The sequence below is a fragment of the Pseudomonas sp. LS1212 genome, assembly GCF_024741815.1.
Lineage (GTDB): Bacteria > Pseudomonadota > Gammaproteobacteria > Pseudomonadales > Pseudomonadaceae > Aquipseudomonas.
Genome location: NZ_CP102951.1, coordinates 2,866,841 through 2,884,041, shown reverse-complemented (window position 1 = coordinate 2,884,041; position 17,201 = coordinate 2,866,841). Strand labels below are relative to the sequence as shown.

Here is a 17,201-nt window from a genome sequence, read left to right as displayed (position 1 = left end):
AGGCGCCGCGTCGCTCGCTAGCTTTGGGAATTCGGTTTGGTCTTGAGCTTGCTCAGCAGTTTGTCCAGGGACTTCTGATTCAGCGCCTTGGCCAGCGGGAAATCCGATGGCATCAGCGACCCCGCCTGCGGGTCGAGGCAATGCCCGACCAGCGCTTGCAAGTGTTCCAGCAGGCGACCGGGCAAGCGGCGGTCGGCGGTCGGGGTAACGCTGTGCCATTCGACATGCAACACGCCGTCCTCCAGCCACGCCACCACTTCACGGCCATGGGTCACCCGGTTTGCCAGTGCCACTTCCGGCGGCGGGGTCAGGCTGCTGGCGCGTAACCAGCCCTGTGGCGTTTGTTCATGCCCCAGGTAGTTGAACAGCACATCGCCACGACCCGCCGGCAACTCGCCGCGCTGGCGCAGCAGGCCGTGGCCAAGGCCCTGGCCCGGCACGGCGCGCAAGGCTTCCTTGGCGTTGCGCACCCGATCGCCGGGGGCTCCGCTTGCGATCACGCGCAGCGGGTACAGGGTGGTGAACCAGCCGACGGTGCGGCTGACATCCAGGCCCTCGAACGGTGCATCGCGACCATGGCGCTCCAGATCCACCACGATGTCGGCGCGGCTTTCGGCCTCCGCCAGGGTGGCAGCGAGGGCGGCAATCAGCAGTTCTTCCGGTTGTGTGCGGTAGGCGGCGTGGGACTCGGTCAGCCATTGGTGGGTGCGGGCCGCATCCCAACGGGCCGACAAGGTCTGGCGCTCGGCGACCGTGGCCACCGGCGCGGCGTTCATGGTCGTTTGGGCGCTCCAGTAGCGCTGTTCGGCGCTGACCGTGCCGGCATGGGCGTGCATATGTTCAGCCCATTGACGGTAGGACGTGGTTTTCGTCGGCAGACTCGGGTTCTCGCCACGCTCCAGCCCTTGATATAGCTGCTGGAAATCTTCCAGTAGTGGCGTCCACGACACTGCGTCGACGACCAGGTGATGCGCGACCAGATACAGGCGTTGCGGTTCGCCCTCCAGCAATGCCGCCGCGAACAGCGGGCCGTGTTGCAGGTCCAGACTTTGCGCGATGCTGTCCAGTTGCTCCAAATGGTCGCAGCACGCTAGTTGCGCAGGCTCGACCGGCGCGATGTGCGCCTGCCATTGCCCGTCAATCTCTGCGAAACGCAGGCGCAAGGCGTCGTGATGGGCGACCAGTCGGTCCAGCGTTGCCTGCACGAGGGCCGGCTGCAGACGACGGTCGCTGTCAGCCAGCACCGACTGGTTCCAGTACGCTGCCTGCGGTTGTTGTTGGTCGAAGAACCACTGATGCAACGGCATCAGCGGCATCGCGCCGGTCACGTCACCTTGTTCGGCCAGGGTCAGCAACGGACTGGCCACCTGTGCCAGTGCCGCCGGGGTCGGCGAACGGAACAGGTCTCTTGGTGTGAGCGAGTAACCCTGTTCGCGCAGCCGGGAGATCAGCTTCAAACCGAGAATCGAATCGCCGCCCAACGCGAAGAAGCTGTCCAAGGTGCCGACTTCGCGGCCACCGGTCAAGGCTTCGCCGAGCAGTTCGCCGAACAACTGGCAAAGCAGGGTTTCCAGTTCGTTGCGCGGTGCGGCGTAGTTTTCCTGGGCTTGCGGCAATGGCAGGACCGCCAAGGCCTTGCGGTCGATCTTGCCATTGGTGGTCAGGGGCAGGGTCGGCACTTCGACCCACACCGCTGGCACCATGTACGCCGGCAGCTGGTTTTTGAGTTGGGCGGCGAGCAACGTGTCGAGTCCCGATTGCGCTGCGCTGCTGCTGTAGAACGCCACCAACCGGTTGTCGATCACCAGGGTGCAGGCACCGGTGATTGCAGGCTGGTTCAGCAGCGCAGCGTCGATTTCTCCCAACTCGATCCGCTGCCCGCGCAGTTTCACCTGATGGTCGAGACGCCCCAGGTATTCGATGTTGCCATCGGCGAGGAAGCGGCAGCGGTCGCCGGTGCGGTACAGGCGATCACCGTCGATGAACGGGCTGGCGAGGAAGCGTTCCTGAGTCAGGTCCGCTCGTTTGAGGTAGCCGCGAGCCACGCCGACGCCACCGATGTACAGCTCACCGATGCTGCCGATGGGCAGTGGCTGCATGGCCTCGTCGAGGATGTACAAACGCAGGTTGGCAATCGGTTTGCCGATCGGCACGATGACGTCGTCCACCGAGCAGCGCCATACCGAGACGTCAATCGCCGCTTCGGTCGGGCCGTAGAGGTTGACCAATGCGGCCGGGTGTTGAGTCATGAAGCGTCGCACCAGATCCACCGGCAGCGCTTCGCCGCTGGCGAACACCTGACGCAGGCTGTGGCAGTTGACCAGGCTCGGTTCTTCGACAAAGGCCCGCAGCATCGACGGCACGAAGTGCAGGGTGGTGATCTGTTCCTGCTGGATCAACTCGCTGAGGTACGCCGGGTCGCGATGGCCGTCCGGACGGGCGACCACCAGCGTGGCGCCGGTGATCAGCGGCCAGAAGAATTCCCACACCGACACGTCGAAGCTGTATGGGGTTTTCTGCAAGACGCGGTCGTTCGGGCCAATCGGGAAGGCGTCCTGCATCCAGTACAGACGGTTCATCAAGGCGCCGTGCTCGTTCATCACGCCTTTCGGTTGGCCGGTGGAACCGGAGGTGTAGAGCACGTAGGCCAGATCGTTGGCGCTGACGCTGATCGGTTCACCGGCTGGCGCTTGTGGCAGTGCATCGAGGGTCCAGGCCTGATGCCCGACCGGCAGACGCGACAGCCACTGCGGTTGAGTCAGGGTGACCCGGGCGTCGGCATCTTCGATCAGGAAGGCCAAACGCGCGGCGGGTAATTCCGGGTCGAGCGGCAACCACGCGGCACCGGCATGCACGATGCCGAGCAAGGCCACCACCAGGTCCACGGAACGCTCCATGCACACCGGCACGATGGCGCCGCTGCCGATACCGGCAGCACGCAAGGCGCGGGCGACGGTTTGCGCACGCTGATCCAGTTCGGCATAACTCAGGCGCTGGCCTTCGAACACCAGCGCCGGGGCATTCGGGCTGAGGGCGGCTTGTTGGCTCAGCGCGGTGTGCAGGTTGGTCGGGCCGGTGTATTGACGTTCAGTGGCGTTCCAGCGATCCAGTTGCTGCTGGTCCTGTTGTTGCGGGAACAGCTCGACCAGCGTTAGCTCCGGCGTTGTCACCAGCGCGTCCAGCAGGGCACACCATTGCGCGCTCCAGCGCTGCATCGTCGACTCGTCAAACAGCGCCGATTGGTATTCCAGGGCGAGGGTCATGTCGACGCCGTCGTCCTGGACTTCCCAGCTCTGTTCGAACTTGGCATCGATCACCGGCAGCGTCTGCTCTTCGATGCTCAGGCCCGGCCATTGGCTGCTGTCCATGCGGCCGTGGTTGAGGGAGAACATGACCTGGAACAACGGCGTGCGGTTCAGATCGCGGCGCTGGGCCACGGCGCCGACCAGGGTTGCAAATGGCAGGTCGGCGTGGGCCTGGGCTGCACGCAGATTGGCTTCGAGACTGGCAAGCAACTGCTCGGCCGGAGCCTGTTGGTCGACCTCGCTGCGGATCACCAGCGTGTTCACCAGACAGGCCAGCAACGCCTGGGTTTGCGGTTCGTCGCGTTGGTCCGCTGGGGTGCCGAGGCGAATGTCGCGTTGACCGCTGTAACGAGCCAGCAACGCGCTCAGTGCCGTCGCGAGTACCACGTAGCTGGTGGTGCCGCGCTGGCGGGCGAACTGGCGGATGGCTTCGGCCCGCTGGGCGCCGAGGCTGACCGTCAGTTGCCGGGCACGACGATCGGCTTCGGCACCGCGTGGATGGTCGAGGGGAAGGTCGAGTTGGTAGTCGTCCTGGCCCAGGTGATTTTTCCAGTAATCCAGGCTGTCGCTGCGTCGAGCTTGAGTATCCGGGTGCTGTTGCCACAGGGCGAAATCGACATAGTCGACTTCCAGCGCCACCCAGGCAGGCGACTGCCCGTGCAGACCGGCCGTATAGGCCTGTGCCAGTTCGTCGATCAGCAACTGCATCGCCCAGCCATCCGTGGCGCTGTGGTGCAGGCAAACCAGCAACAGGCTTTCGTCGCTGCCCTGACGTTGCAACAAGTGCCCACGCCAAGGTGCGGCGGCGGCCAGATCGAACGGCGCCATCAGTGCGGTCTGGGCATTGGCGCAAGCCGTCGTCCAGTCCTGTGTGGCGACCGAAGTAACCACGAGCGCCGGGCCTTGATCGTCGATCAGCAACTGCGGCTCGCCCTGGACTTCGACAATGCGGCTGCGCAGCACCAGATGACGCTCGCTGACCTGCTCGAATGCTTCACGCAAGGCCGGGACCTGAAGGTCGCCGCGCAAGGTCAAGGCGAACGGCATGTGGTACTCGCGCGAATCCGGCACCAGACGGCTGAGCATCCAGAAACGCTGCTGAGCCAGACCCAGCGGCAGCTGTGCCGGACGTGGTTGCGCGGTGATCAGCTCGCCCGGCATCGCCGCTCGCAGATGGCCGGCCAAAGCCGCCACCGTCGGTTGTGCGAACACCAGCGCAAGCGGCAGAGTCGCGCCGAGGCGTTCACGGACCCGGGCAACCAGGCGGGTGGCCAGCAAGGAGTGGCCGCCGAGGTGGAAGAAGTGATCTTCGATACCTACCGGCGGGCATTCCAGCACTTCGCTGAACAACTCACAGAGCACCGTTTCAGTGGCGTTGCGCGGCGCTGTGCGCGGCTGATCGCTGCCGGCTTCGGGCAATGTCGTGGCTGCCAGAGCCTTACGGTCGAGTTTGCCGTTGCTATTGAGTGGCAGGCTGTCGAGTTGTACCAAAAGGCTTGGCAGCATGTGCGAGGGCAGGCTGTCGCTTAATGCGGCTCGGACTGTGGCTTCATCAGCGTCACCACACCAGAAGCTCACCAGACGCTGGTCGAGCAACAAGGTAGCGGCGTCGCGAACGCCTGTTTGTGCCAGCAACTCGGCGTCGATTTCTCCCAGTTCGATCCGCTGGCCGCGCAGTTTCACCTGATGGTCGAGACGCCCCAGGTATTCGATGTTGCCATCGGCGAGGAAGCGGCAGCGGTCGCCGGTGCGGTACAGGCGATCACCGTCGATGAACGGGCTGGCGAGGAAGCGTTCCTGAGTCAGGTCCGCTCGTTTGAGGTAGCCGCGAGCCACGCCGACGCCACCGATGTACAGCTCGCCGATGCTGCCGATGGGCAGTGGCTGCATGGCCTCGTCGAGGATGTACAACCGCAGGTTGGCAATCGGTTTGCCGATCGGCACGATGACGTCGTCCACCGAGCAGCGCCATACCGAGACGTCAATCGCCGCTTCGGTCGGGCCGTAGAGGTTGACCAATGCGGCCGGGTGTTGAGTCATGAAGCGCCGCACCAGATCCACCGGCAGCGCTTCGCCGCTGGCGAACACCTGACGCAGGCTGTGGCAGTTGACCAGGCTCGGTTCTTCGACAAAGGCCCGCAGCATCGACGGCACGAAGTGCAGGGTGGTGATCTGTTCCTGCTGGATCAACTCGCTGAGGTACGCCGGGTCGCGATGGCCGTCCGGACGGGCGACCACCAGCGTGGCGCCGGTGATCAGCGGCCAGAAGAACTCCCACACCGACACGTCGAAGCTGTATGGGGTTTTCTGCAAGACGCGGTCGTTCGGGCCAATCGGGAAGGCGTCCTGCATCCAGTACAGACGGTTCATCAAGGCGCCGTGCTCGTTCATCACGCCTTTCGGTTGGCCGGTGGAACCGGAGGTGTAGAGCACGTAGGCCAGATCGTTGGAGCTGACGCTGATCGGTTCACCGGCTGGCGCTTGTGGCAGTGCATCGAGGGTCCAGGCCGGATGCCCGACCGGCAGACGCGACAGCCACTGCGGTTGAGTCAGGGTGACCCGGGCGTCGGCATCTTCGATCAGGAAGGCCAAACGCGCGGCGGGTAATTCCGGGTCGAGCGGCAACCACGCGGCACCGGCATGCACGATGCCAAGCAAGGCCACCACCAGGTCCATGGAACGCTCCATGCACACCGGGACGATGGCGCCGCTGCCGATACCGGCGGCGCGCAAGGCACGGGCGACGGTTTGCGCACGCTGATCCAGTTCGGCATAACTCAGGCGCTGGCCTTCGAACACCAGCGCCGGAGCGTTGGGGCTGAGCGCAGCTTGTTGGCTCAGCGCGGTGTGCAGGTTGGTCGGGCCGCTGTAGCTGCGTTCGGTGGCATTCCACTCGACCAGTTGCCGTTGACGCTCAGGCGCCGCCAACGGTGACCAGTCGCCGAGGCGAGTCTGTGGCGCGTCGAGCATGGCTTCGAGCAGTTGTTGCCATTGCGCCAGCCAACGTTGGGCCGTGGTTTCGCTGAACAGCGCGGCGCGGTATTCCAGCAACACCGACAGCACTTCGCCGTCATGCACTTCCCAGTTCAGGTCGTACTTGGTGGCCTGGGCGGTCACCGCTCGTTCGCGCACCTGCAACTGCGGCCAGTCACTGGCCGACGAGTCGGCGTTCTGCATCACGAACAACACCTGGAACAGCGGCGTCTGAGCGAGGCTACGCTCCGGCGCCAGGTGTTCAACGACCTGATCGAACGGCACGTCCTGATGCTGCTGCGCGTCCAGTACGTTATTGCCTACCTGGCTCAGCAAGCCTTCGAAATCCAGCGTCGGATCGAGGTCGGCGCGCATCACCAAGGTGTTGACGAAGCAACCGATCAGCGGCTGCAGTTCGGCCAGCGGACGCTGGGCCACCGGGCTGCCGACCCGTACGTCGCGCTGGTTGGCATAGCGCCCCAACAGCAACTGCGCCGCACTGAGCATCAACATGTACAGGGTGGCGCCGCGTTGCTGGGCAAACTGACGCAAGCGTCCGACCATTTCTGGCGGCAGTTGCAGCTGCACCGCACCTGCGGTCGGGTCGAGCAGGCTCGGCCGGCCCTGTTCGGTGGGCAGATCCAACAGGTAATTGCCGTCTTCCAGCTGGGTGCGCCAGTAGTCGAGTTGGCTGCGCAACAGTGTTTGTTGCGAGGAGGAGCGCTGCCAGAGGGCGTAATCCGGGTACTGCAGGGTCAGGTTCGGCAGTGCGGCGACGGTGCCTTGGCACTGGGCCGCGTAGAACTGCCCCAGTTCATCCAGCAGGTTCTGGCTGGACGCATCGTCGGTGGCGCAGTGGTGCACGGTCAGCAGCAGCAGCGCCTGGGTGCGACCGCTGCGTTGTATCAGCGTGGCGCGGATCGGCACTTGGGTGGCGAGATCGAAACGGTGTCCGGTTTCGGCGTGGATGGCCTTGTCGGTCAGCTGTTGCCAGGTGTCGTCGGTGGCCGCGTCCAGCGCTGCTACGCGCAACGTGATGTTGACCTGCGGTTCGATGACCAGCGCCAACTCGCCGTCGGTATCGCGCACGATCCGGCTGCGCAGGATTTCGTGGCGTTGGACCACGCTGTTCAGGGCGGACTGCAAAACCTGCGTGTTGAGCTCACCGTCGAACTGCACGGCGCTGACCACGTTGTATTCGCCACCGCCAGCGCTCAGTTGTTCGAGGAACCACAAGCGTTGCTGTTCGAACGACAATGGCAGGCGCGCCGGGCGTGCCGTCGGGACGAAGGTCGCCGCCGGGGCTTGCAGGGGATCACCCAGCAACGCGGCCAGACCGTCGAGGTTCGGGTGCTCGAACACTGCCCGTAGCGGTGGAACCTTGGCGAACTGTTGGCGCAGACGGGCAAACAGCACCGCCGCCAGCAGCGAATGGCCGCCAAGGTAGAAGAAGTGGCTGTCGCGACCGATCTGCGTCAGCGGCACGTTCAGCAACTCGGCCCACAGGGCGGCGAGTTGCTGTTCGGCGGCGGTGCGTGGCGGATCCTGGGCGTCTGGCGCTGCCTGGATGTCTGGTGCAGGCAGGGCCTTGCGGTTGAGTTTGCCGTTGTCGGTCAGCGGCAACTCATCGAGCAGCACAAACGCCGACGGCACCATGTAGTCGGGCAGGGCGGCGCCGATGGTTTTGCGCCAGGCGTTGATATCGGCCTGCTGGTCACACGTGACGTAAGCCACCAGACGCTTGTCGCCGGGGACGTCTTCACGGGCCAGCACCACTGCCTGACGCACGCCCGGTTGCGAGCCGATCAAGGCTTCGATTTCGCCCAGCTCGACGCGGAAACCGCGGATTTTTACCTGATGATCCATGCGCCCCAGGTATTCGAGTTGGCCGTCGGGCAGCCAGCGCACCAGGTCGCCGGACTTGTACATGCGCGCACCGGCCAGCCGCGAGAACGGGTCGTCGATGAACACCTTCGCGGTCTGTTCGGCGCGATTGAGGTAGCCAAGGGTCACGCCGGCACCGCCGATATGCAGTTCCCCCGGAACGCCCACCGGCATCGGGTTCAGCCAGGCGTCGAGCACATAGGTGCGCACGTTGGCGATCGGCCGCCCGATGATCGGGCGTTCCGGGAAGTCGTCGACTGCACAACCGGTGGCGTCTACGGTGCATTCGGTGGGGCCGTAGGTGTTGAAGAAACGGCTACCGGCAATCGATGGCAGACGCTGCCAGAGTTGGGCATCCACCGCGTCGCCACCGAACAGCACGAAGCGCGGCAGGTAGACCTCGCCACGGCGTACGCCGTCGCTTTCGAGCAAAGCCTTGAGCTGCGCCGGGGTGCACTCGAAGGCTTCCAGGCGGGTCTCGTGGAAAAATTGCGCCAGGGCTTCGGGGTCGTAGCGCACTTCTTCCGGGGTCAGGTACAGGCTGTGGCCGTCGAGCAGCAGGATGAGCTCGGCCACCGAGCTGTCGAAGGCAAACGAGTAGTTGAAACTGGTGCGCATCGGCTGATCGGTGTAGCGCCGATACAGGCCATGGATACGCGCCCAGGCCAGATTGACCACCGAGCCGTTGGTGACCAGGGTGCCCTTGGGCTTACCGGTCGAGCCGGAAGTGTACATGATGTAGGCCAGGTCGTCGGGACCGGCGAACGGCGTCAGATTGCTGTCCGGCTGATCGGCGAACAGGGCGGCGTCGCTGTCCAGGCGCAGGCGCGGTAGCTCGGCACCCAACTGCTCCAGCAAGCCCTGCTGGCCGAGGAACAGCGCGGGCTGCGCGTCTTCGAGCATGTAGGCCAGACGATCCACCGGGTAGGTCGGGTCCAGCGGCACATAGGCGCCACCGGATTTGAGAATGCCCAGCAGGCCGACCAACAGTTCCAGCGAACGCTCGACGCACAGCGCCACCGGGCTGTTGGCGACCACGCCGCGACTGCGCAGGTAATGCGCCACCTGGTTGGCCCGGCGGTTCAGTTCGGCGTAGCTCAGGCTGCGGCCTTCGAAACATAACGCGTCACGATCCGGTGTGCGCTCGGCCTGCTGTTCAAACAGCTGGGCGAAGGTCAGGTGCTGTGGCACCTCCATCTCGGTGCGGTTCCACTCGACCACGGTGCGCTGCCATTCCGCCGCCATCAGCAGCGGCAGGGCGGCCACCGGGCGTTGCGGTTCGGCGAGCATTTGCTCAAGCAAGTGCTCCAGGCGGGCGAGGGTCTGACGGGCGCTGTCGGCGACGAACAGGTCCAGAGCGAACATCAGCTCCAGCTGGATCGGCGCATTGGCCGGGCACAGCACGTGCAAATCCAGATCGCATTCGGAGTGCTTGAGCGGGGTGTCCAGCGCTTCGAAGTCCAGCCCGGGGAAGCGCAACCGCGACTCCATGGCCAATTGCTGGGCGACCATCACTTGATACAGCGGAGCGTGGCTGAGGCTACGGGGCAGTTGCAGGCTGTCCACCAGTTGCTCGAACGGCAGGTCCTGATGCAGCAGACCTTCGCGCAGACGTTTGGCCACCTGGCTCACCAGCGCGGTGAAATCCGCTTGCGGTTCGAAGTCGGCACGGATCGCCAGGTTGTTCAACAGAATGCCGAGCAGGCCTTCGGTGCCCGGTTGTTCACGGTGTGTGACTGGGGTGCCGACGAGCACCGTGGCATCGCCACTCAAGCGGTGCATCAGCACGGCGAACCCGGCGAACAACACAGTGAAGGGTGTGGTGCCAAGACGACTGGCAAAGGCTTGCACACGGGCACTGAGGTCGGCGCTGAGTTCACGCTGCACGATCCCGGCGCGGTAGGTTTGCACCGAGGGCCGCGGATGGTCGGTGGGCAGCGCCAGCAACGGACTGCCTTCGCTGTCGCGGCGATCCAGGGTGGTGGTCCAGTAATCGAGTTGACGCTTGAGTTCGGCGCCTTGCAGGTGTTCGCGTTGCCACAGGGCGAAGTCGGCGTATTGCACTGGCAAGGCCGGCAGTTCGGCGGGCGCGCCGTTGCAACGTGCTTCATAACCCAGGGCCAGTTCCCGCAGGGCGATGGTGGCCGACCAGGCGTCCGAGACCAAGTGATGCAGGGCGATGCCCAGCACGTGCTCCTCCGGTGCCAGGCGCAACAGACGCGCACGCAGCAAGGGCGGGCAGGTCAGGTCGAACGGCTGCTCAAAGGTTTCTTGCAGGGCGTTGAATTGTGCGCCTGCACGAGCGGTGGCGCCCAGGCCCGACAAGTCGTCGAATGGCAGTGCGATGTTCAGCGAATCGCTGATGTGCTGGCAGGGCACGCCGTCGGTGCTGCGGATACCGGTGCGCAGGATTTCATGGCGCACCAGCAGGTCATTCAGGCTGGCGTGCAAGGCTTCGACGTTGAGTTCACCTTTGAGATGCAGGGCGAACGGGATGTTGAACAGCGTCGTGCCCGGCGTCAGTTGCTCGATGAACCACAGACGCTGTTGCGAGAACGACAGCGGCAGCAGCGCCGGGCGTACCTGGGCTTTCGGCGCGCTGATCGCGGCGGCTTGCGGTGCGGCGGCGTCGGCCTGGCGGGCGGCGATGGCCACGGCCAGCAGCGCCACCGTCGGTTGCTCGAACAGCACCCGCAACGGCAGGTCGAGTTTGAAATGGGTCCGCAGGCGCGCAACGATCTGGGTGGCCAGCAGCGAGTGCCCGCCGAGGGTGAAGAAGTTGTCTTCCACCCCTACATTGTCGCGACCCAGGACGTCGGCCCAGATTTTCGCCACGGCGGTTTCCAGCTCGTTGCGCGGCGCGATGCTTTCCTGGGTGTCGGCCTGCCAGTTCAGTTCCTGGGCGGCCAGAGCCTTGCGATCGACCTTGCCGTTGTTGTTGAGGGGCAAGCGCTCCAGGCACACGAAGGCGGCCGGCACCATGTACGGCGGCAATTGCGCGCGCAGATGTTCGTTGAGTCCGTCGCTGCCCAGGGTGTCGTCATGGGCCGACCAGTACGCCACCAGCCAGGCTTCGCCAACGGTGTTTTCCCGCAGCAGCACGGCGGCTTCGCGCACGTTCGGGTGCTGCGCCAGACGGTGTTCGATTTCCGTCAGTTCAATCCTGTGACCGCGCAATTTCACCTGCTGGTCGCGGCGGCCGAGGTACTCGATCACGCCATCGGCGCGCCAGCGCCCCAGGTCGCCGGTGCGGTACACGCGACCTTCAAGCTGAGGATGGTCGATGAACGCGTCAGCGGTGCGCTGTGGATCGTGCAGGTAGCCGCGACCGACGCCGACGCCACCGACACAGATTTCCCCGGCAACGCCAACGGGCACCGGACGCAGGGATTCGTCCAGCACATACAGGCGGTTGTTGGCGGTCGGCTGGCCGATGGGCATGTGGCTGACGTCGGCGTCCGGCGCTTCGAAGATCGGCTGGAAGGCCACGTCGTCGGCGCATTCGGCCGGACCGTAGGCGTTCATCAAGGCGATGTCGGGGAAGCGTGTAAACCAGTCCCGGGCCACGGTCGGCGGCAGGGCCTCACCGGTGGGCAGCACCCAGCGCAGGTCGGGCAATTGCAGGTCGCACGGGCACAGCGCAAGTAGCGTGCGCATCAGGCTCGGGACAATTTCCAGCACGCTGAGGCGTTGGCTGGCGATCATTTGCAGCAGACGTTGCGGGTCGTGTGCGACTTCGTCCGGCAGGATCTGCACCGTGGCACCCAGCACCGGCGCGGCGAGGAATTGCCACACGGAAATGTCGAAGGCGACCGAGGCGGTCTGTGGAATCCGGTCTTCGGCGCTCAGCCCCAGGGCCGGCACTTTGCCAAAGATGTTATTGAGCATGCCCCGTTGTTCGATCATCACGCCTTTGGGCGTACCGGTCGAACCCGAGGTGAACAGCACGTAGGCCAGGCTGTCCGGGCCACCGAGCAGCGGCAGCGGCGAATCGTTGCCGGACTTCCAGCAGGCTTCGGCGAGCAGGGCGGATGGCGCCTGATCGAGGCCGCTGAGCAATTGATCGAGCAGGCCGCTGCAGTCTTCGCTGGCCACCAGCAACGGTGCGCGGGCCAGGCTGAGGATTTCCCGCAGGCGCTCGGGCGGATGATTGACTTCAAGGGGCAGCATCGCTGCGCCAGCCTTGAACACGGCAATCATCATGGTCAACAGCGCCAGACCACGGGGCGCAACCAGCGCGACCAATTGATCTTCACCGGCACCGGCGTCGCGCAAGGCGTGCGCCAGGCGAGTGGATCGCTGATCCAGTTCGGTGTAGGTCAGGGATTCACCGTCGCAGACCGCGGCAATCTGCCCGCCGCGTTGAACGACCTGCGCGGCAAACAGTTCGGCGTAACTTTGATCCAGCGGGAAGTCGTGCGGGTTGACGGCCCACTCGCCCAACAGTTGCTGACGCTCATCGGTGGCCAGCAGTTCGAAACTGCCCAACAACGCCTCCGGTGCGGCGAGCATGCCGCGCACCAGGCTGGCGATGTGGCCGAGCAAGCGCTGCACGGTCGGCGCCTCGAAACGTTCGCGGTCGTAAGACACGCGAATGCCCAGCTGCTCGCCGGGCAGGATCACCACGGTCAAGCCGTAGTGGGTGTGCACGCTGTGATCCATGCCTTCGAGGCTGAACTGGAAACCGCCTTCCAGAATCTGCTCGTCGATCGGGGCGTTTTCGAACACCAGAATGCTGTCGAACAGGGTTTCGCCGCGAGGGAAATCGCTCCAGCCCTGAATGTCAGTCAAGGGCGTGTGTTCAAAGTCGCGCATGTCGACGTTCAGCCCTTGCAGCGCACTCAGCCAACTGCCGAGCGACGCCTGCGGGTCCACCGAAACCCGCAGCGGCAGGGTGTTGATGAACAGACCGATCATCTCCGCCACCCCGGTCAGCTCCGCCGGACGACCGGCCACGGTGACACCGAACAGCACGTCGCGTTGACCGCTGTAGCGCGACAACAGCAACGACCAGACCCCCTGGAAAAACGTGTTTGGGGTGATCCGACGGCTACGGCAGAACGCGGCCAGCGCCTGGGTTTCCTGCTCGTTCAGGTGAATCAACTGATCGTCCACCAGCACCGCATCGGTGTAGCGGTCGCGGGCCACGCCGTTGTCCACGGTCAGCGGCGTGGGCGCATTCAGCCCTTGCAACTGGCCGCGCCAGAACTGCTCGGCCTTGCCCGCGTCCTGGCGTTGCAGCCACTGGATGTAATCGCGGAACGGCCGTGGGCTCTTGAGCTCCGGGGTCCGATCGTTGCACAGCGCTTCGTAGACTTTGAGGAAGTCCACGGTCACCAGGGAAATGCACCAGGCATCCATCAGGATGTGGTGGAAGCTGCGAATGAACTCGTAGGATTCATCGGCCAGCCGCACCAGTCGGAAGCGAATCAGCGGCGGCTTCGACAGGTTGAAGCCGACTTTCTGTTCGTCCGCCAGCAAGGTGCGGATCCGCGCCTCTTGCTCGTGCGGGGCGAGCCCGCGCAGGTCGAGGGTATCCAGCGGTACCTTGACCTCGCGGTGGATCACCTGCACCGGTTGCTTCTGGGTTTTCCACTGAAAACTGGCGCGCAGGGAAGGGTGCAGCGCCACCACCTGGCGCCAGGACTCGAGGAACGCAACTTCATCAATGGCACCGCCGATGCGGTAGCGATCCTGCATCAGGTACACGCCGGAGTCTTCGTGCAGCAGGGAATGGAACAGCATCCCCTGCTGCAACGGTGACAGCGGGTAGATGTCTTCAATCGGATTGCTGGTGGTTTTTTCGGTGGTCATTGAAAGCGTCCTGCAAAAATAGGGGCGACGGTGATGGCGCGGCGACGAGGGAAACCGGTCACAGGTCGGCCTCGTTCAGCTCGGCCATCAGCGCTTGCATTTCGTCATCGGACAGGCCCGAGGCGCTGAACTCGGCGCTATCGGCCACCGGCTCGGCGGTGCCTGCGGCCAGCGGCTGTGCGACTTCGGCCATGGCGGCGATGGTCTGGCGCTCGAAGACATGCTTGGCCGAGAGTGCGATGCCTTGCTCGTGGGCCTGAGCCACCACTTGCAGGCTCAGGATCGAGTCGCCGCCAATGGCGAAGAAGTTCTCGGTAACGCTCACGGTCGAAAGCTTCAAAACCTTGGCGACGATGGCTTGCAGGGTGGTTTCCATCGCGTTGCGCGGTGCCACGTGGGCGCCTTCGTCGAACTGATCCGGGTCGGGTAATTGGCGGGTGTCGAGCTTGCCGTTGGGGGTGCGCGGGAAGGTCGGCAGGGTCAGCACCCGGGCCGGTACCATGTACGACGGCAGGCGTTCACCGAGGAAGCGCTTGATCGCTTCCGAGTCCGGCGCGTAGCCGTGAGCGGCCAGGATGTAGGCGAGCAGACGCTTGCCGGCCGCGTGTTCTTGTACGATCACCGCGGCTTCGCGCACGTCGCTGTGGCTGCACAGTTGACGTTCGATTTCCCCGAGCTCGATGCGGTAGCCGCGCAACTTGACCTGATGGTCCTTGCGGCCGAGGAACGCCAGGCGCCCGTCCGCCAGCCAGCAGGCCAGGTCGCCCGTGCGGTAGGCGCGGGTGCCATCGGCCAGGGTGACGAAGGCTTTGGCGGTTTCTTCGGGTTTGTTGCGATAACCCCGGGCCAGGGTCGGGCCGGCGAGGACGATTTCCCCCGGTTCGCCGATGCCGCTGGCGATGCCGTGTTCGTTCAGTACGCGCAGGTCCATGCCGGCGATCGGGCGTCCGATGCTCAGCGCCCGGGCCGGGTCGAGGACTTCATAGGTGGCCCAGACCGTGGCTTCGGTGGGGCCGTATTCGTTCACCAGTCGGGCCTGTGGCAAGGTCTTGCTGTGCTGGGCGATCAACGAAGGAGGGCAGGCTTCACCGGCAACAATCCAGCACTCGAGGCTGTCGGCGCCACCGGCGCGCTGCAACTGGTCGAGCAAGGCCTGATAGAGCGACGGCAGCGACAGACCGTGGCTGACCCGATGCTGGGCAATCAGCTGCGCCAGACGGGACATCTCAAGTTCTTCGCCAGTAGCCGGCAGCACCAGACGCCCGCCCTGGGCCAGCGTCCAGAAAATACCGGCTACCGAGCTGTCGAAGGCAAAAGACGACAGCAGCAGGTAGGCACGCACCGGCGTCTCATAGGAGGCCATCCGCACTTGGGTCGAGAAACTCAGCGCACCGTGGGTGATTTCCACGGCTTTCGGCGCGCCAGTGGAACCGGAGGTATAAATCAGATACGCCAGGTCGTCCGCGTGAGGCTCGGGCAGCGGCGGCAGGTCGCTGGATTCGGGCGCCGTCAGGTCGTCGAGCACGAAACGTTGCAGGCTGCCGGGCACGCTGTCGGCCAGCTCGGCGCTGACCACGATGTGCGCAATGGCACTGTCGGCGAGCATGTAGGCGCGACGATCCGCCGGGTAGGACGGATCAACCGGCACGTAAGCGCCACCGGCCTTCAACACTGCGAGCATGGCGACGATGGCGGCGTTGCTGCGGGCGAACAGAATGCCTACAGGCACGCCCGGACCGATGCCGGCCGCCACCAGTTGATGGGCCAGATGAGTCGCGCAGGCATCGAGGCGGGCGTAGCTCAGGTCGCCGTCCTTGTCGCTGAGGGCGATAGCGTTCGGCTGTTGGCGAACCTGACGGGCAATCAGCTCGACCAGGGTCACCGGCTCGATCGACGGCAAGCTCGGTTGGGCGCCGATAACCTGTGCCTGAAGCGGCCCGCTCAGTGGTAGATGAGCCCAGGCTTGCTGCGGCTCGGCCAGCGCGCCCAGCAGCAGTTGCAGCCATTGCTCGGCGAGGCAGGCCGCCGCTTCGGCGCTTAACGTATGGCGGTCGTAAACCACGTGAGCGTGCAGGCTGTCGGGCAATTGGCGTACGTTCAGGCAGGCCTTCACCGGGTTCATTACCGCGCTGGCAAAACGTTCCTGGGCATCGCCCGAACGCCAGGCAAAGGCGTAACCGCCATTGAGACTCCGGGTGTAATAGTCCTGCCAGCCGACCGTGCGTTCGACCGTGGCGCCGACGTGTTTGCTTTGCTCCAGCAGGGTTGTCTGGGCATCCAGATCGATGCGCACCGGCAGGCATTGCTCGAACAAGCCCAACGCGCTTTCCAGTTCCGGGCCACGGCTTTCGTGGATCAGTGTGATCGGGACTTGCTGCTGGCCAGCCAACCGTCCGAGTACTGCGGCCCACGCCGTCAACATCAAGTTCGAGGTCAGCGCCGGGTGGCGGGCAAGGTCGGCGGGCAATTCCAGATCCACCCGTGCCGGAGCAAACCCGTTGCCGGTGGCCGATCCAAGCGACAGCTGCAAGGCCGGCTGCTCGCTTTCGCTCAGGGGCTTCCAGAAGCTCACGCCAGGATGGTCCGGCTCGTCTTCTGTCAGGCTCCAGCGCCACTCGGCGTAGTCGGCGTATTGCAGCGCTTCGGACAGATCCGGATCGGCGTCTTGCAGCAGCGCAGCGGCCAGCAGTTTCAGGCTGGCGAGGTCGAAGTGGCTGCTGGCGGCGGCCAGATCCAGTACTGACTGTTCGTTCGACAGTTGCACCAGGGTCACGGACAGCGGGTTCGTCCAGTCACGGGGCTGAGCGGCAAGGCTGGTCAGCGCGGCGTCCTGATCGGCGGGGCTGTGCTGACGCAAGTCCTGCACGGTCACGGGCAGGGCGCAGGTTTCGTGAATCACCTGCACCGGGTGGCGCAAACCCGGCACCGGCATCAGGCGCGTGCGCAGGATCTCGCTGTCGGCCATCAGTGCCAGCAGACGGCTGTTCAGCGCATCGAAGTCCAACGGCCGGGACAACGACCATTGCAAATGGCAACTGAACGGGTGTTCGGCCGCGCCGTTGATGTGCGGGTACACAGATGCCTGTTGCGGCGAAATACGAAAACCTTGGAGTCCGCTCATGTTCAACTCGACTAAAAATGGGGCTTAAACCTGGGCCATGGCAGAGGTGCCGAGGCTCGCTGACCGGTTGTCAGGCGAGCCTCTTGCGAACAGCTGATGCGCCC

General features: G+C 64.8%; 2 protein-coding genes. Both read right to left on the bottom strand.

From position 1 onward, the window contains the following. Positions 1–17: 17 nt before the first annotated feature. Positions 18–13,976 (bottom strand): non-ribosomal peptide synthase/polyketide synthase, encoded by a 13,959-nt coding sequence (locus NVV94_RS13525; RefSeq protein ID WP_258442893.1) that lies wholly within the window; start codon positions 13,974–13,976, stop codon positions 18–20. 58 nt (positions 13,977–14,034) lie between these two features. Next, the gene (locus NVV94_RS13520) at positions 14,035–17,097 is read right to left on the bottom strand and encodes an amino acid adenylation domain-containing protein (RefSeq protein ID WP_258442892.1); all 3,063 of its coding nucleotides are present in this window, start codon (positions 17,095–17,097) and stop codon (positions 14,035–14,037) included. Positions 17,098–17,201 lie beyond the last annotated feature (104 nt).

Coding starts and splice junctions, on each gene's coding strand:
- NVV94_RS13520 (WP_258442892.1), bottom strand. CDS start 17,097: ATGAGCGGACTCCAAGGTTTTCGTATTTCGCCGCAACAGGCATCTGTG.
- NVV94_RS13525 (WP_258442893.1), bottom strand. CDS start 13,976: ATGACCACCGAAAAAACCACCAGCAATCCGATTGAAGACATCTACCCG.